This window comes from Caballeronia catudaia (genome assembly GCF_001544755.2).
In the GTDB taxonomy this organism is placed as follows: domain Bacteria; phylum Pseudomonadota; class Gammaproteobacteria; order Burkholderiales; family Burkholderiaceae; genus Caballeronia; species Caballeronia catudaia.
In genome coordinates, this window is the sequence record NZ_FCOF02000064.1 from 1 (window position 1) to 16,747 (window position 16,747).

A 16,747-nucleotide genomic window follows, 5' to 3' on the forward strand; every position below is an offset into this window, starting at 1 on the left:
AAGCATGAAGGGATTGAACCGAAAAACCGGACATTTCTAACGAGCCAGCCATCGGACATTTCAATTTAGCCGTGACATCCTTTGTAGTTCCGAAAGACCGTAGCTACCGGTTAGCTTAAGTTCGTGATCGGACCTGCTCGACACCGTCGGGACTAAGCGGACGTCGGGCCTGTACCGCGCAATCATGGGAAGCATCTCCGCTAAGATGTGAGCCACTGCGAGTGGCGATCCGTTTCCTTGCTAAAACGCGTTTGTTACTGAAGGCGCGCGACGCTTGCCATCGGCGACTACCGGCCGCTAGCTGGCCGCGAACCGCTCTAGTTTAGGCCTGGTTCGAGATGAAGCCGCCGCCGCAAGCGCTTCGGACGCTGCGTCGAACTTTCCTTGCAGCAACAGCTCAATGACCGTTCGGTGCTCAGTTAGCGTGCCCATTTCGGGATGCAAGCGAAACGCATCATAGAAGGCGTGATTGACGATCAGCGGCATGTGCGCATGGCTGATCGTCGCGAGCAGTTTGCGGTTCGATGCGCCCGCGAGAAACGTATCGTGTAGCGTGGTTTCGAGGTGATGCAGTGCCGCGGCATGAATAGAGCCCGGATCGTCGATGGCGCGTTCGATATCGCGCAGCGCCGCTTCGAGCTTCTCGCGCGGCAGCGTCGGGGCACTGGCCCGCACCGCGGCAGGTTCCAGCAGCGTGCGCAATTCGTAATCCTGCCGCACCAAGACCAACTTGGTCCAGCCGTTCGCCGCGATCACGGTCGTCATCGTCCTGATATCGCTCGTGCTGCTGCGGCGCGTCGAGAAAGCGCAGTATCGGATTGATTTGCAAACTTGAACCACTAGTAGACGAACAACGCGCCAAATACGACCCGCACCGAGAGGCGCTCGAGTCCGAGTGGGCACTGATCGAGCCATTGCTGCCGATGCCAAAACCACGGCGCAAGAAGTATCCGGGACGGCCCGGTGATCGCCAAGCGCCGGACATAGCGCGGGAGTGGTCTGGGCAAATTCCGATGGGTTGTCGAACGTACTCATGCGTGGCTTCACAACTTCCGTCGTCTTCGTATTCGCTTCGAACATCGCGCGGGCATTCACGAAGCATTTCTCAAACTCGGTTGCTCCCTCGTCTGCTGGAACATCTTCAGACAGACGGAGCAGCCTTTTTGAATCCGTCTCTAAGGCTCTACCTTCTCATCGATGGCGACCAGCGCTATCAGGAACCAACAAAACTATTCGATGGGCTCCTAAGTTATCTGAGCAACAGCACCCGTGCCGGGCACAATCGAGGGCTGTTTCCGACGCAGTCAGTGAACGTGAATCAACAACTGGAATGAAGCGATGGACCGCGACATTTCTGCTCGATTACGGCGGGCACGCATGTATCATGAGACGGATAATGCGGGTCTCGTGTGCGCCCGATGCGGCATCTCTGTTCCGACACTTCGGAAGTGGCTGCGTCGCTATTCAGACGCGGGCGAAGAAGGGCTCCGATCTCAAAGCCGTCGACCTCACACAAGTCCGAATCGGAAGCTATCTGAGGCTGATCGAGCGACGATTCTCAGGTTGCGTGGCGAGCGCAAAGGCGCTCGTCGAATTCAAAGTGATCTGCGGCTAAACGAGCAACGAGAACTGTCCCTGGCGACGATCCACAAGATCCTGTGCGAAGCGTCTGTGAAGCCATTGGTGCGCTATCGACGACCGGAGACACCAAAGCGCTATAGCCGTCCGGTTCCGGGCGACCGCGTTCAGATGGACACGATGAAAGTCGCACGAGGCGTCTACCAGTACACAGCGATAGATGACTGTTCACGTTTTCGTGTACTGGCTGTCTATTCGCGAAGAAACGCCCAAAAACGCTGCTTTTCCTTGACCGCGTCGTCAGGGAAATGCCGTTTCCTATTCAGTGCGATCAGACCGATCGAGGCGGTGAGTTCTTCGCAGAGGCCGTACAGCGACGGTTCATGCAGCGAGAGAACAGGGCTATTGAGATAACTACCTTTGTTTTAATGGATCGGTTTACGCGCACAACTCGCCCTACCCGAACCGCGCAGCGCTCTCCTCTCCCTCGGTCCCGTCCGCAGCCTGAGTTACATTCCCCACCTGAGCGATGGCGTATGCACAGGGCTGTCCCAATGCCGCTTCATTTCGTCGTCCAGCACGCACAAGGTGATCGACGCGCCGGCCATTTCCAGCGACGTCGTGAGCGATCCGACCTGCACGCGCGCGATGGCGAGACCGCGCTGGTGCAGCCACGAGCGTGTGGAATTGAACAACAGATACAGTTCCCCGAGCGGCGTGCCGCCCAGCCCATTGATCAAGACCAGCAGCTCCGAACCGTTACCCGGTTTCAGATCGGCGACGATCGCCGTCAGCAGCTCTGCCGCTATCGCATCGGCGGCGGCAAAGCGCGTTCGCCGCCGCCCTGGCTCGCCATGAATGCCCACGCCGACCTCGATTTCATCGTCGCCGATCTTGAACGTCAGCGTGCCCGCTGCGGGCACCGTGCAACTCGAAAACGCGACGCCCATCGACGCCGTATGCTTGTTGATCCGGTCGCCGAACGCCTTGCATTGTTCGAGATCGGCGCCGGTCTCGGCGAGACTGCCCACCAGTTTCTCGACGATCACGGCACCCGCCACGCCGCGCCGGCCCGTCGTGTAACTGGAGTTTTCGACCGCGACATCGTCGTTGATCAGCACCATCGCATTCGGCAACTCCGACATCTCGGACGCCATTTCGAAGTTCATCAGATCGCCAGAATAGTTCTTCACGACGAAGAGCGTTCCCGCGCCCGTATCGACGGCCTTGGCGGCTGCCATCATCTGATCGGGCGTCGGCGAAGTGAATACCTGGCCAGGGCACGCGGCGTCCAGCATTCCGTACCCGACGAAGCCGCTATGCAAGGGCTCGTGTCCCGAGCCGCCGCCCGAGACGAGCGCAACCTTGCCTGGCTTCAGCGTCTTGCGCCGCACGAACACAGGTTCGTGATTGAGCACGACGAGATCGCCATGCGCGGCGGCGAATCCGGCAAGGCTCTCAGTCAGAAAGTCGTCGACATGGTTAATAAATTTTTTCATGGCCTGCGCTCCTTTCACTTTCTGTCTTGCGCGAGCCGCGCGCATACCGCACCGATCATCAACTGGCTCGACCGTGCGCCGGGATCGATGTGCCCGCGCGCACGCTCGCCGAGAAACGACGCGCGCCCCTTGGTTGCGAGCATGTCGCGCGTCGCGAGCATGCCCTCTTCAGCCCTCAGCGGCAGCGCATCGAGCACGGCTTCGGGCGCCGCACTGCTCTCGGCCAGTTCCATGAAGCGCGACGCGACAGGGATGAGCACGTCCATCATCGTCTTGCTGCCGATGCCGGCTTTGCCACGCTGGGCAACGGCATCGACACCCGCGGCGAAGATTCGCGCCGCGTCCAGCACGCTCATTGTGTCCGCGTTCTGCGCGGCCTTTGCCATGCCATGGAGCAACGAAAAGAACAGCGGCCCCGACGAACCGCCCACCGTCGACAGCAATTTGGAGGCGGCCTGGTCCAGCGCGGGCGCAAACGCCTCGGCCTCGATACCGGCGCGCATCGCAAACAGCGCATCGATGCCGCGCAACAGGTTGAAGATATGATCCCCGTCGCCAATCTGCTGATCGAGCGCTGCGATCTCGTCCGTGTGTTCCTTTAGCGTCGCATGCGCGGCCTCAATGCACGCCATGACCGTTTTCCCATTCATGCCGGAATCCTCCTGCCGTCGGAGCGGAAATAGAGAAGGCTGCGCGGAGGCAGCGACACACCGACTGTTTGCCCCGGCGTGAAATTGCGCTCGGTCATCGTTGTCGCGACGATGGCGGTGCCGTCGCGCTCCATGATCAGCAGATGCCGCAGCGGAGAATATTCGAGCACGCGAAGATCCAGCACGTCGCGCGTATCCGGCGCGTGCAGCACAATGTCTTCAGGACGGATCGCGACCGTCGAGGTGCCTGGCGGCATCGTGGCGGGATCGAACAGCACGGGCGGCAGCACGTTGATGGGCGGTGAGCCGAGCCGTTGCGCAGCGCCTAGCGAAGCCGGATTGCCATACACGTCGCGCGGCGCGCCCATCTGCACGATGCGCCCCTGTTCGAGTATGCCGATGCGGTCCGCAAGCGTGGTCGCTTCGACCTGATCGTGCGTCACGTAGATGATCGTCGCGCCGATCGTGCGATGCAGCCGCTTCAGTTCGATCCGCAGCTCCTCGCGCAACTTCGCGTCGAGCGACGACAGCGGCTCATCCATCAGAAACACCGTGGGCTGACGCACGAGCGCGCGTCCGATGGCCACGCGCTGCATCTCGCCTCCCGACAGACGCGTCGCCAGATTGCCGAGTTTCGACTCGATATGCAGCATCTGCGCGACCGCCTGCACGCGCGCGGTGACTTCCGCCTCGCTCACGCGCCGCCGCGGGGAGCGCAGTGGAAACGCCAGGTTGCCAAACACCGTCAGATGCGGATACAGCGAATACTGCTGAAAGATGAAGGCGACGTCGCGGTCCGCCGGATGCATGTCGGTCGCGGCGGCACCGTCGATGAATATCTCGCCATCGTCGGGCCGTTCGAGACCTGCGATGAGCCGCAACGTGGTGGTTTTGCCCGCGCCGCTCGGACCGAGCAACACGACGAACTCGCCCTCCTTCACCTCGATCGACACATCATCCACCGCGACGATATCGCCGAATCGCTTCGTCACCCCATGCAAGCGAATTTCAGACATAAGCGCCTCCGTTGCCGCTTCCATTGACGGCCATCTGCCGCGCAGCGCCGGGCAGCAGCTTGCCGCTCGATGCGTCGTAGAGCAGCGTGCACGCCTTGCGAAACGACATCCCGACCTGCGACCCCGCCCCCTGTCCTTCGTCCTTACCGACCCGCACGCGCACCACGCCGAGTGCCGTTTCGACGACGAGAATCTGATGCGAGCCGAGATACTCGTCCGCAATCACGCGTCCACGCAACGCACTGCGCTCGTCGATCACGACATGCTCTGGCCGTACGCCCAGCAGCGCTTTCGCCGCGGACGTAGCCGTGCGCGGCACGGACACGGATACGCCGCCCAGCGAGACCGATTCGGCGCCCGCTTCGACGCCGCCGTCCACGGCCAGAAAATTCATCGGCGGGCTGCCGATAAAGCTGCCGACAAACACGGTCGCTGGAAAGTGGTAGACCTCATGCGGGGACGCGGATTGCAGCACCTCGCCGCCGCTCATCACGACGATGTCATCGGCCATGGCCATCGCTTCGCGTTGGTCGTGCGTGACGTAGACCGTCGTTGCGCTGAGCGCGTTATGCAGCTTGCGCAACTCAAGGCACATCAGTTCGCGGAAATCCGCATCGAGCGTGCCGAGCGGCTCGTCCATCAGAAAAGCCTTCGGGTGGCGGACAATGGCGCGGCCCAGGGCGACTCGTTGACGATCGCCGCCCGAGAGCCCGCCTGTCTTTCGGTCCAGCAGACTTTCGATGCGCAGCATATGCGCGGCCGCATCGACGCGCGCCGCAATCTCGCAGCGCGAAATGCCCTCGTTCTTCAGTGGAAAAGCGATGTTGTTACGCACCGTCATATGCGGATAGAGCGCGAACATCTGGAACACAAACGCAATGTCGCGTTGACGCGCACGCAATCCCGTCACATCTTCGCCGTCGATCAGAATCTGGCCAGAGGTCGGCAGTTCGAGCCCGGCGATCATGCGCAACGTCGTCGTCTTGCCGCAACCGGACGGTCCGAGCAGCACCACAAAGCGGCCGTTGCCCACGGTGAGATTCGTATCGTGCACGGCAGTGAAGTCGCCGAAGCGCTTATGAAGGTTGGAGAGAACGATCGTCGACATGGCTCACTCCGGGAAGTGACTGGTCACGACGAATGCCAGCGCACCCACTAGAATCACGAGGAACGACCAGGTATAGAGATCGACCGTGAATGGCTGGACGAGCATCGCAATGCCGAGGCCGATCAGCACGGTCGATGCGCCCTCACAGTAGCGCCTGCGCAGCAGGCGGCGGCGCGGGATCGTGGGTTGGGCTTTCATTTGCGAACCGCGCCAAAGGTGATCCCGCGCAACAGATGCTTGCGCAGCACAACGGTAAAGATCAGGATGGGCAGCACGAACAGCGTCGTCGCGGCCGCGACCGCTGGCCAGTCCTGCCCGCCCTCGCCGATGATGAACGGAATGAACGGCGGCATCGTCTGTGCGTCGCCGCTCGTCAGCAGCAATGCGAACGCATACTCGTTCCATGCAAAGATCAGACAGAAAATGGCCGTCGCCGCAATGCCCGTCATCGCCTGGGGCAGCACGACCTTCATGAAGGCCTGCAACCGCGTGTATCCGTCGACGAGGGCGGCTTCCTCATATTCGCGGGGGATTTCGTCGATGAATCCTTTGAGCAGCCACACCGCCAGCGAGACGTTCACGGCCGTGTAGAGCACAATCATGCCGAGGTAGCTGTCGGCCAGGCCGAGCGCGCGATACATCAGATAGATGGGAATCGCGACGGCGATGGGGGGCATCATCCGCGTGGACAGAATGAAGAACAGCAGATCATCGGCGAGCGGCACCTTGAAGCGCGAAAACGCATAGGCAGCAAGCGTGCCGAGAAACACCGCAAGAAAGGTCGAGCCGAACCCGATCACGAGCGAATTGACGAAACGCGGCAGGACTTTCGATGGCCCTGCAATCACCATATTGCGCTTTCGCACATCGCGGTCGTACCAGGTCTGCGCGGGCGGCAAGCTCGCGATGAACTCCGGCGTCTGCCGCGAGCGGATCGTGAAGAGATTCACGTAACCTTCCATCGAAGGGTGAAACACGACGACGGGCGGATACGCGATGGCATCCTCCTGCGTCTTGAAGCTCGTCAGGATGATCCAGACGATCGGCAGCGTCGCAATCAGCGCATACGTGATCACAACGACAGCGGCAAACGTCTTGCTGCGCGGCGATGCCGCCACCACGGACTGTTGAAGGGCAAGGTCTGTCATCGCTGTTTCACCCGGTTGAGCGCCTTCACATAGATGTTCGCCGCACCGAACACGACGACGAACAGAATGATCGCGAGCGCGGACGAGTAACCCGTCTTCCACTTCTCGAACGCTGCGCGCTTGAGCGTGATCGACACGGTTTCCGTCACGGAGCCCGGCCCGCCCGACGTCAGCAGGTTCACCATGTCGAACATCTTGAAGTTCTCGATCCCGCGAAACAGGATCGCGAGCATCAGGAACGGCAGCGTCATCGGCAGCGTGATCGACCAGAACTGCCGCCACGGCGAAGCGCGATCGACTTCGGCCGCTTCATAGATGTAGTCCGGAATGGAACGCAATCCCGCAAGGCAGATCAGCATCACGTAGGGTGTCCACATCCATGTATCGACCATGACGATGGTCCACGGTGCGAGAGGCACGTCGCCAATCATCTGGAACGAGTTCGGCGCGATGCCGGTGAAAAAGCCGACGATGTCGTTGAAAAGACCCGTCTGCGGTTGCAGCAGAAAGGTCCAGAAGTTGCCGACAACAGCGGGCGAAAGCATCATCGGCAGGAGGATCAGCGTGGTCCAGAAGCTATGGCCGCGAAACTGCCGGTTGATGAGCAGTGCCAGCCCGAAGCCGAGCAGCACTTCGAGCCCGACCGACCAGAACACGAAGCGCGCCGTCACCTGCATCGCGTACCAGATGTCTTCGTCGGTCAGTATGTCCGTGTAATTGTCGATGCCGACATTGCGCGCGGGCACGCTCGGCATGTTCGACTTGAAGTTCGTGAACGACAGCCGCAATGCCCAGATCAACGGAAAGATGTTGATCGCGAGCAACAGCACGATAGTCGGAAGAATGAACAGCCACGCGATAATTCGGTCGGACAGTCCGCGCAGGCGCGCGGCAGCGCGCGTCCGCGCTTTCGTCTGCAATTCTTCCGGAGGAAAAGGCTTGTTTGTCAACATGCCTGACTCCTTGTTGTCGCGGACCGACAAGACCGGTAGGCTCGCCGGCCCGCGCGTTCATGTGCGGTGACGCTAGTTCTTCCCTTCGGCCTTGAAGACTTTGTTCCAGTCCTTGACGAGCAGATCGAGCGCTTCTTTCGCAGTGCCTTTATCGGCAACCACATAGTCGTGTACGCGCTTTTGCATGTCGAGCAACAACTCGGCATAGGTAGGCTCGGCCCAGAAGTCTTTGACTATTGACATCGACTTCAGGAATGCAGGCGCAAATGGCGCGCTCTTCGGAAAATCCGGCGCGTCCACCACCGACTTCGCCGCGGAGTAGCCGCCGAGTTGCCACCACTTCTTCTGCACATCGGCTTGAGCAAACCACTTGATGTATTCGAGCGCGTCTGCCTTGTGATCCGAGTACGACACGACGGAAATGCCTTGGCCTCCGAGTTGCGTGAACTGGCTCGTTTCCTTTGGATTGACGAAGAAGCCGATCTTGTCGCCGCCGACATTCGGGTCCTTGTACAGTCCTGGGAAGAAGGCAAACCAGTTCATCTGCATCGCGACCTGGCCGGACTTGAACGCATCGAGTCCTTCCTGCATGTAGGCGTTCGTCATGCCGGGCGCCGTGCAACACTTGTAAAGCGCCTTATAGAATTCGAGCCCCTTGATGGCGCCCGGTGAATTCACGAAGCCGTCCAGGTGATACGGCTTCTTCGGGTCCTGGTATTCGAAGCCGAAGTTATAGAGCATGTTGGTCACGCCCATTGTGATCCCTTCCGAGCCGCGCTCCGTGAAGATATACACGCCATACACGGTTTTACCGTCGATCTTTCGTCCCTGGAAGAACTCAGCTGTTTGCTTGAGTTCATCCATCGTCGTGGGCGGCTCGAGTTCGCGCTTGTACTTCTGCTTGAACTCCGCGCGCAGCTCGGGCCTTGCAAACCAGTCTTTGCGGTACGTCCAGCCCACCGCGTCCGCCATCGCGGGCAGCGCCCAGTAATTCGGCGTGTTCTTTGGCCACTCCGCGTAGCCGACGACGGTCGCCGGCACGAAGTCGTTCATCGAGATTTTGTTCTTGTCGAAGAAATCATTGAGCTTCACATAGTGCCCATTGACCGCGGCACCGCCAATCCACTGACTATCTCCGATGATGAGATCGCACAGCTTTCCGTGCGAATTGAGTTCATTGAGGAAGCGGTCCGCGTAGCTCGTCCACGGTACAAACTCGAATTTCATCGCAATGCCGGTTTTCGCCGTAAAGTCTTTCGACAATTCGACGAGCGCATTGGCAGGGTCCCATGCGGCCCAACATAACGTCAACTGCTTGCCCTGCGCGTGCGCCGCCGATCCGAAGCTCAGTCCCAGCGACGCCAGGAGCGCCGCGATTACCCTTGATGACGTAAGACGTAACATTTGTCTTCTCCTTGTCTCTGTCGGGTCTCAAACTGATGAAAGACAGCGCCCATGCGCCGGACGCTGTATTTGAGCTCTGGCGGACTCAGCGAACTGTCCGCGTGTCGCGAGCATCAGGCATGCGCATTCTCACGAAGATAAATACGGGTTTCGGGCGTCGGAATGGCGAGCACGCCGCGCACGTCGTTCAGAAAATTGATGGCGGCGAGCCCCGCCCAATGGACGATCCCGCGCACATCCTGATCGAGGATGACGTCGATCGCCCGCTCCGACAGTTGCGCCCGCGTGTCGGCCGTGCACTCGTGGCCGATCAATACCACGCGCGTCTTGTCGCCCGATTCCTGCAACGTCGACGCGATGCCGGAAATGCCACCACCCGTCACATACACGCCGACGAGATCGGGGTGCCCCGCCATCAGCCCTTGCACAGCAAGACCGGCGCTGTCATTGTCTTCAGCGAAATCGGGCTCGGTGAGCCAGCGCAGGTTGCGAAAGTCTTCCTCGAGCACCTGCGAGAAACCCGTCCGACGCTCAAGCTGATAGTGCAGACGCGACGACGCCGACAGCACGGCGACCGTGCCGATGCGCGAGCCCACGAAGCGTCCCATCAGCAGTGCCGCCGTTCTTCCAGCAATCCGGTTATCCACGCCAACATACGCAGCCCGCGCACTCGACGGCAAATCCGAAAAGACCGTGACGACGGGCACATTCGCATCGGTCATGTCCTGAATCATCCGCTCGACCCACGGGTAATCGAGCGGCACGAGTACGAGCGCGTCGTAGTCGATCAGTTGCACGGCGAGCGATGTTGCGTCGCGCTGGCTGGACAGGTCGCAACGATAAAACGACGAGACGAGACGATGCTCGCGAAAGAAACTGGCGGACAGCGCGATATCACGTTCGACTTGATCGAGAAAGCGGGAATTGATTTGCGGTAAGACGAAAGCGACCCGGAACGACGTAGTTTTCGCGGGCCGGCCGCGGCTTGCGCGTTCGTCACGCAGCGTGGCCAGCGCGAGATGTACACGTTCGGCCGTTTCGGGGCGAACCCCTTGGTCGTCGCGCAGCACACGATCAACCGTCGCCACGCTCACGCCGGCGCGGCGCGCAATCATCATACGCGTAGCTGGCATGGTCTCCTCCGGTGCCAGGCGGAAAATCGTTTTATTAACTCAAGATAGTTTTCCGCACGGAGAATGCAAGCTTTTTTCGCGCGTTAAATGCGTCATTCTTGCGAGCATGCAGATACCAGTTCTCTCTATGTGCTTAATGTCGGCGTGGTCTCCCCAGCGTCAGAATCACGCTGATTCCCACAGTCAGAACGGAGATGTCGTTAGTGATCCTTATTTCGTGGTTGTTTTAGAGCCGAAGCTTGCCGGTCGTCGCATTGGGCCGTGAGCTCCCCGGCGGGGCGTCGCCCGTCGGACCGTAAGCGAGGAGCAACGGTCGTGAACATCCCCGCCAGGAACTGGCGACATGGCGCAGAGTTCTCACCGTCATAACGGATTGACGTACTGCCGCACAGTCGTGAACGCGTCGATCGCTGATCACAACGCTGCCCGAAGGCGTGGTCAGCAATTCCTTCATTGCATCGCCTCAGCCCTGAGATAACGGACTCTGTCCCGCGATACCTAGCTGAACATTTCCGGCCGCAAGTCGCTTACCTCGATGATCACATCAGCCGGCAGATTTGCCCGGCGTGCCGCGGCGCGGATGGCCTCGGCATTGGGTGCCTCATACAGGCAATAAGTCTTTTTCTTGTCCGCGCTGAGAAACGAAAAGAGCCACTCGACGCCTTCCTCGTCGTTGATTCGCCTCACAGTGGCTGCGCTGTCGCTCGTCACCTCAAGTTGTTCCGCAAAATTGCGTTCGATCATGAACCGTGGCATGGCATCCTCCTCTATATAGACAGCACATCGCACGTCGAACCGCGCGATATCTCGCGCTAGTTTCTGATCCCCGCGCCGGTCTGCGCCCCGCCAATACGCTCGACAAGGGCGAACATTCCGAGTTTCTTGGCTTCGGCTGCCGCGCGCGCAAGCAGGTCTTGGGCTCGCGCCCTGTCTTCGATACGATTGCGCGCCGTCAGCATGAGGGCGTATTCGTGCCTGCTATGAGCGAGCCAGGGCCACGCACGCAAGCGTTCGTCCATGTGCAGCGCATATTCGAAGTGCTGTTCGGCGCTCGACCAGTCGCCGAGCGCGTGGGCCAGCATGCCGAGAAACCGGGCCGCCGAGCCGCAGCAAAGCGTAAAGACCGGAACCGTGACGGCCTGGTCGCGGAATGGCAGGAGAAGGGCGTAGATCCGTTCGGCATGCCCGACATCCCGCAGCCGTGCGGCCACTTCCGCCAAATAAGCTAGCGTGACCAGCCGCTTGCTGTCCATGGGGACACCGTATGCCGTTTCCGAAAGCCGATCGAGATTGTCGTGTGCCTGCGCTTCAAAGCCGAGATCGCTGCATATCAACATGAACCCTGGCCGCCACGTCGCATCTTCGAAATGCGCGTCGTCGATAAAGCGCTTGAAGATCGGCGCTACCTCGGCGAGCCGGCCCTGTTCGCGGCGGATCGAGAACATCTGCATGCCGTAGACGCCGGTTGCGAGATTCGCATCGGCGCTCTGCGCCATCTGCAGCGAGTCGCGCGTCTTTCGTTCCGCCTCGGCGAAATCACCGACAAGAATAGCCCGCATTGCCTGCGCCCCGGTCACGCACCACTTGTCGACGAAGTGCTGCCCACTGGCGGCAATTTCCCGATACCGCTCCAGCGCGCTTTCGAACTGGTCCGCCTCGCCGATCTCCAGATACCCGGCAAGACATCGAGCGCATGCATGGCCGATGGTGTGCACATCGCCCAGCGTTTCCGCAATGTGCCTCAGCTCCAGCAACACGTTTGCGCGCTGCAAAAAGCTGTCCGCAGACAACGGTAGAGCACCGACATGCATCAGCTCGCACGCCAATGCGTCGAAAAGGCTCGGCAGATCGTTCAGGCGTCGGGCGAGCGCGACGGCCTGCAGTGCAAATTCGCTGCTTTGTTGGCGTGCGCCTGTCATATGAACGGTGCGCACGAGCCGACTCAACAGGCGGCAGCGCTCGACCGATTCCTCGGCGCCGGTCTCGGCGAGCGCCTCCCCCAGCAACGCAAGCGATGCATTACCGGAGCCTTCGAGGAACGTCTCGGCGGTGTCGAACTCCAATGCTGCCTGCACAAGATACGAGGTCAGCCTATGTTCGCGGGCAATTCGAGCCGCTTCGCGGAAGGTCGCAATCGCCTCGCGTTGTGCCAGCCGGAGTTCTGCCCTGCCTCTTGTGAGCAGCAGTGGCAGGATGCGCGGCGCCCGCTCAGGCTCGCCGCAGGAGCATCGCTCGACGAGTTCGAGTCCGCGCTGCGCATGGGCGATGGCCTCGTCGTAGGCCGCGCCCGCAAGCGCGCGCTCACCGGCACGCTGCCAGTAGCCGATCGCGCGCTCTGGCATATCGCCTGCGGCGAAGTTCTGGGCGATCACTTCGGGTTGCCGCTCGGCGATGTCCGGATAATGTTCCTCCAGAGCGGCGGCAATGCGCGCGTGATAGTGCCGCCGGCGCGCGAGCAGGAGCGACTGATATGCGATCTCCTGGATCAATGCGTGTCGAAACATAAAGGCATTGTCGTCGGCGCGTTTGCCCGGAGCCGGAACGATGATTTCGGCTGCGGTGAGGCGATCGAGTTCTTCCCGCAGTTCGTCCTCCGACGTAGACGCGATCAGGCCCAGCAGCTTTGCGTCGAACTCCCGTCCTACTGTGGCCGCAACCTGCGCGGTTTCCTTGACGGCTGGATCGAGCCGGTCGAGCCGCGACAGCAGCGAGCCCTGCAGCGTGTCCGGAATCGCGATCGCCTGGGCCGCGCCTTTCAACTCGTAGCTCATTCCGGCATCCCGCAACAGATCGCCCTGGAGAACGGCCTTGGTCAGTTCTTCCACGAAGAGCGGCACGCCGTCCGTCTTGGAGACGATCTCATCGAGCACGAGCCCGGGAAAGCGCTTGCCGCCCGTCAGCCGCTCAATCATCGCCACGCAGTCGCGGCGCGACAGCCGGTCGAGATTGAGCTGCACGAAATGCGGGAACGTCCATCCCGATTCGAACTCCGGTCGTGCCGTGAGCAGGACGAGAAGTCTCGCGGAAATCAGCCGTTCGACCACCAGTCGAACAAATTCTAATGATGACGGGTCGATCCAGTGCGCATCTTCGACAACGAAGAGCACCGGCTGAACGCGCGCCGACGCGTCGAGAATGGAAACGAGCACGTCCAGCGTTCGGCGCTTGAAGGAAGGCGAAGAGGTATCGACGGCCGGATCCCAGGTAGCTTCGGGTATGCCCAGCAAGTTCGCAAGAACGAGAAGTGTCTCGTCCGCATCGACTCCCAGGCTCGCGATTCCTGCCTTGAGCCGTTCACTATCCGAATTGCCCGATCCATACGCCACACCAAGGCCGACGCCGAAGGTGCGCTGCAGCCAGCGCAGCACCGGCCAGAAAGGGCTGTTGCGATAGTAAGCAGAGCAATGAAGCGAGACGATCGCATGAGACTCGTCACTGATGCTGTCGCAAAGCGCCCGAAGCACGCGGGATTTTCCGATTCCCGGCTCGCCAGTCAGCAGCACGCAGCGCATTTCGCCTTCGACGCCCTGCTTCCAGCGCTGCCGGATCATGTCGAGTTCTGCGGCCCGGCCGACGAGCGGGGTGATGCCGTGGACCGCCCTGATTTCGAAGCGATCGATTGCGTCGGCCTGTGCGAGAATGCGCTGGATCCGGACCGGCTCAGTGATCCCTTTCAATTCCCGGCAGCCCAGGTCTTCGAGCTTGAACGATCCTTCTATCAGGTGTTGCGCGGTCGGCCCTACGACGATCGCATCGGGCGGAGCGATGGCCTGCAGCCTTGCGGCGATGATCGGCGCTTCTCCAACGATCGCCTGCTGATCCAGCGACGATCCAGCGCCCACCGCACCTGCGACGACGAGCCCCGCTTCGATTCCGATCCGCACCCGCAGGCGAACGCCACACTCGGTCTCGATGCGATCGTTCGCCTCGCGCAGCGCCGCTATGGCGGCGAGCGCGGCGAGCACCGCGCGCACGGCATCGTCTTCGTGCGCATTCGGGTAGCCGAAATAGACGAGCAGGCCATCGCCGATATACAGCGCGATATGGCCTTCATGGGCTTCGATTGCGCGCGCACAGGCTTGATGGTAACCGCCCAGAAGGCGTCGCAGGTCCTCGGGATCAAAGCGTTCGGCGAGCGCTGTCGAGTCGATAAGATCGACGAACATCACTGTGACCTGCCGTCTCTCGGCCTCGATGGCCTTACGTTCCGCCGATCCGGATGAGCCGGCGCGCGCTCTCACGTGCCCGAGCCCATGCGCGTGGCTGTCCGTCAGACTCGCAAGCCCTTTTGCGAGCCGCTTGCGATCGCCGAGCGTGAGGCCGAGTTCCTTCAGGTCGCACTCGGAAAGATCCCCGAGCACATCCCAGTCGATCCCTTGCGCGACGAACTTCGCAGCATGAGCGCCGAGGCCAATCTGCGCCAACCATGTCGCCAGATCGTCGGTCATCGCTGAATCTCTGCAGTCCAATCGGCTTCATCATCCGCGAGGCAGTGCGCCTTGTCACGTGCTACGGCGGCGGCCTCGGGAAAGTCTGGACAAGCACATGGCGATGGGACTCTTTAAGCATCTGAATAACTTTCGCGCCGGCGACCGGGTGAGACGTCGAATCTCAGGTTTGATACACCAGTACTACGTGAACGGTTTAATTCAGAAGTAAACGTTCTGCCCGCGGGTGCGAAGGTCCCGGTGTCGCATTCGAGCCGACGCTTATGCGTCTGCGCTGCAGTTTGATTGAACGACCAATCCTGGCCGAACTCGGTCAGGTCGAGTCCGCCGAGTGGCGCTTCGATTCATCGACGAGCCACCGCGAACCATCAGTGGCCCGCGTCTGGTTGCTTCTGTAGACGCGGCAAGTAGATAGGAGTTCTACTTTGAAACGCTAAAATCTCTGATTACTTCCCGCGTTGCAACTTTGGATAACGAATTAACGCCTACAAAATACTTAAATCCACTCACACCTTGCTTGTACATGACTTGTTCCCTGTCGACCGGCGCTTACGCGGCCTGTTTAGTTTCGATTCCAAGCGAGGCGGCCACCTGGCGCCGGCCTCCAGCTTTCATCCAGGCATCTATTTGCTTCGCATACTGGACGACCTCGCTCATATCGGAATCGAATCCGAAGAACATATAAGGCAAGCCAAGCGAATCCAGCGTGTCCCGCAAAGCACCCATGCCACGCACAAGATTTGGACCGCCACGACCAACGACGACGTACAAGGGTGCGGGGCCGTGCGTGCGAAGTGTCCTCGCAGCGCATCGGCCATCGCGCGGAAGGTTTCGAGGATGTCAGTGTTGTTCGACTTCCCGCCGATGATGAACAGCACGTTGCTTTGACGAACCCAGTGCTTGAAGCAGATGCGCGCCACCTCTTTCATTTTCTCGCACGGAGGGTTGCCTCCGAAGTCCGAGGAGATGATGGCATCGTCACCGAGCATCTGGGTTACGAGCGAGTTCGCTCCACCACCGAAGGTCAGGGCAAGAATGCTGCCCTTCGAATTGAGGACGTAGACGTCGCTCTGGCCTTGATAGGTGCGAAGCTGGTTGATTTCCTGCTCGAACTCGGACTAGTCAACGGCGAACAGATGCGGTGGGAGATTGAGGCGCTGCCAGCGCGGGTCATCGCGGTCGAAGCCCCACTTGAAGTCGCATGCTATGGGCGTGAGGCGCCCTTTGCTGTCTTCGCGCATCCGAATAGGATTGAGTTCAAGCGTCGTCATGCCGAAACCGTGATACAGCTCCCACAGCTTGGGCAATTGCTGAACCAATGGCGAAATGAGCTGCTTTGGCGCACCGAGCGTCGACAAGGCGTTGGCCACAACAAACGCTTTAAGGCCCGTCAATGGGTCGAACGGGATTTGCACGACCTGCGACTTGTCTAACATCCTCGATGTCCATACCGCCGTGGTGGGTGAGCGTCATTGTCGAGAAAAACACTTCGTGTTCAGCCGGCACGCCGGCTTCGAATGTCACTCCATTGGCCTTGGAGACGACGTTTCCCACGCGATGCTCGACGAAGTACAAGCGCTCCTTTTCTGCAAGAGCGGTTGTGAGGTCAGTCGCCCGCCCGATGAGGCCCGCTTTGCCTTTCTTGCCGACGCCACCTTTGAAACCGGCTTGATAAAAATCATACCGTGCTTCATGAGCATGTTGCGAATCTGTTCTTCGCTGGCGTCAGCGCCCAATATCTCTGGCGTCGGAAAGCCGACGAACTGAAGCATCTTCGCTCCGTGCAACATACCGGTGACTTGCATGGCTA

General features: G+C 60.4%; 12 protein-coding genes and 3 pseudogenes. 2 read left to right on the forward strand and 13 right to left on the reverse strand.

Annotated features, from left to right (window positions below):
• Positions 1-297: 297 nt before the first annotated feature.
• Positions 298-765 (reverse strand): FCD domain-containing protein, encoded by a 468-nt coding sequence (locus AWB75_RS33455; RefSeq protein ID WP_235012373.1) that lies wholly within the window; start codon positions 763-765, stop codon positions 298-300.
• Between the two features lie 195 nt (positions 766-960).
• Here AWB75_RS33455 and AWB75_RS33460 point away from each other — a divergent pair.
• Both AWB75_RS33460 and AWB75_RS33465 read left to right on the forward strand, forming a co-directional pair.
• Positions 961-1,167 (forward strand): annotated as a pseudogene (locus AWB75_RS33460) (transposase); the annotation flags it as partial.
• Between the two features lie 171 nt (positions 1,168-1,338).
• Positions 1,339-1,964: pseudogene (locus AWB75_RS33465) on the forward strand (helix-turn-helix domain-containing protein); the annotation flags it as partial.
• A 123-nt stretch (positions 1,965-2,087) separates the two neighbouring features.
• Here the strand turns inward: AWB75_RS33465 and dhaK are convergent.
• The 12 genes and pseudogenes from dhaK to AWB75_RS33525 all read right to left on the reverse strand — a co-directional run bounded on the left by dhaK (position 2,088) and on the right by AWB75_RS33525 (position 16,742).
• Positions 2,088-3,077, reverse strand: coding sequence for a dihydroxyacetone kinase subunit DhaK (gene dhaK, locus AWB75_RS33470; RefSeq protein ID WP_061128281.1), 990 nt, complete (start codon positions 3,075-3,077; stop codon positions 2,088-2,090).
• A 14-nt stretch (positions 3,078-3,091) separates the two neighbouring features.
• Entirely contained in the window at positions 3,092-3,727 is a 636-nt protein-coding gene (gene dhaL / locus AWB75_RS33475) for a dihydroxyacetone kinase subunit DhaL (RefSeq protein WP_061128265.1), read from the reverse strand.
• On the reverse strand, positions 3,724-4,743 hold the full coding sequence (locus AWB75_RS33480) for an ABC transporter ATP-binding protein (RefSeq protein ID WP_061128266.1): 1,020 nt from the start codon (positions 4,741-4,743) through the stop codon (positions 3,724-3,726). The genes dhaL and AWB75_RS33480 overlap by 4 nt, the downstream gene beginning before the upstream one ends.
• Positions 4,736-5,851, reverse strand: coding sequence for an ABC transporter ATP-binding protein (locus tag AWB75_RS33485; RefSeq protein WP_061128267.1), 1,116 nt, complete (start codon positions 5,849-5,851; stop codon positions 4,736-4,738). The genes AWB75_RS33480 and AWB75_RS33485 overlap by 8 nt, the downstream gene beginning before the upstream one ends.
• 3 nt (positions 5,852-5,854) lie before the next feature.
• Complete coding sequence (locus AWB75_RS33490; RefSeq protein WP_061128268.1) at positions 5,855-6,049, reverse strand: hypothetical protein; 195 nt, start codon at positions 6,047-6,049, stop codon at positions 5,855-5,857.
• A complete protein-coding gene (locus AWB75_RS33495; protein ID WP_061128269.1) occupies positions 6,046-6,999 on the reverse strand; it encodes a carbohydrate ABC transporter permease in 954 nt (317 codons plus the stop codon). The genes AWB75_RS33490 and AWB75_RS33495 overlap by 4 nt, the downstream gene beginning before the upstream one ends.
• Complete coding sequence (locus AWB75_RS33500) at positions 6,996-7,952, reverse strand: carbohydrate ABC transporter permease (RefSeq protein ID WP_061128270.1); 957 nt, start codon at positions 7,950-7,952, stop codon at positions 6,996-6,998. The genes AWB75_RS33495 and AWB75_RS33500 overlap by 4 nt, the downstream gene beginning before the upstream one ends.
• A 72-nt stretch (positions 7,953-8,024) precedes the next feature.
• The gene (locus AWB75_RS33505; protein ID WP_061128271.1) at positions 8,025-9,356 is read right to left on the reverse strand and encodes an ABC transporter substrate-binding protein; all 1,332 of its coding nucleotides are present in this window, start codon (positions 9,354-9,356) and stop codon (positions 8,025-8,027) included.
• Between the two features lie 113 nt (positions 9,357-9,469).
• Positions 9,470-10,489 (reverse strand): LacI family DNA-binding transcriptional regulator, encoded by a 1,020-nt coding sequence (locus AWB75_RS33510; RefSeq protein WP_200823074.1) that lies wholly within the window; start codon positions 10,487-10,489, stop codon positions 9,470-9,472.
• Positions 10,490-10,987: 498 nt separating this feature from the next.
• Positions 10,988-11,245 carry a nickel-binding protein gene (locus tag AWB75_RS33515; protein WP_061128273.1) on the reverse strand — a complete coding sequence of 86 codons (258 nt, stop codon included), beginning with the start codon at positions 11,243-11,245 and terminating at the stop codon, positions 10,988-10,990.
• 56 nt (positions 11,246-11,301) lie between these two features.
• A complete protein-coding gene (locus AWB75_RS33520) occupies positions 11,302-14,937 on the reverse strand; it encodes an ATP-binding protein (protein WP_061128274.1) in 3,636 nt (1,211 codons plus the stop codon).
• A gap of 549 nt (positions 14,938-15,486) precedes the next feature.
• A pseudogene (locus AWB75_RS33525) lies at positions 15,487-16,742 on the reverse strand (ATP citrate lyase citrate-binding domain-containing protein).
• Positions 16,743-16,747 lie beyond the last annotated feature (5 nt).

Coding starts and splice junctions, on each gene's coding strand:
- AWB75_RS33480 (WP_061128266.1), bottom strand. CDS start 4,743: ATGTCTGAAATTCGCTTGCATGGGGTGACGAAGCGATTCGGCGATATC.
- AWB75_RS33455 (WP_235012373.1), bottom strand. CDS start 765: ATGACGACCGTGATCGCGGCGAACGGCTGGACCAAGTTGGTCTTGGTG.
- AWB75_RS33515 (WP_061128273.1), bottom strand. CDS start 11,245: ATGCCACGGTTCATGATCGAACGCAATTTTGCGGAACAACTTGAGGTG.
- dhaL (WP_061128265.1), bottom strand. CDS start 3,727: ATGAATGGGAAAACGGTCATGGCGTGCATTGAGGCCGCGCATGCGACG.
- AWB75_RS33510 (WP_200823074.1), bottom strand. CDS start 10,489: ATGCCAGCTACGCGTATGATGATTGCGCGCCGCGCCGGCGTGAGCGTG.
- AWB75_RS33500 (WP_061128270.1), bottom strand. CDS start 7,952: ATGTTGACAAACAAGCCTTTTCCTCCGGAAGAATTGCAGACGAAAGCG.
- AWB75_RS33490 (WP_061128268.1), bottom strand. CDS start 6,049: ATGAAAGCCCAACCCACGATCCCGCGCCGCCGCCTGCTGCGCAGGCGC.
- AWB75_RS33495 (WP_061128269.1), bottom strand. CDS start 6,999: ATGACAGACCTTGCCCTTCAACAGTCCGTGGTGGCGGCATCGCCGCGC.
- AWB75_RS33505 (WP_061128271.1), bottom strand. CDS start 9,356: ATGTTACGTCTTACGTCATCAAGGGTAATCGCGGCGCTCCTGGCGTCG.
- dhaK (WP_061128281.1), bottom strand. CDS start 3,077: ATGAAAAAATTTATTAACCATGTCGACGACTTTCTGACTGAGAGCCTT.
- AWB75_RS33485 (WP_061128267.1), bottom strand. CDS start 5,851: ATGTCGACGATCGTTCTCTCCAACCTTCATAAGCGCTTCGGCGACTTC.
- AWB75_RS33520 (WP_061128274.1), bottom strand. CDS start 14,937: ATGACCGACGATCTGGCGACATGGTTGGCGCAGATTGGCCTCGGCGCT.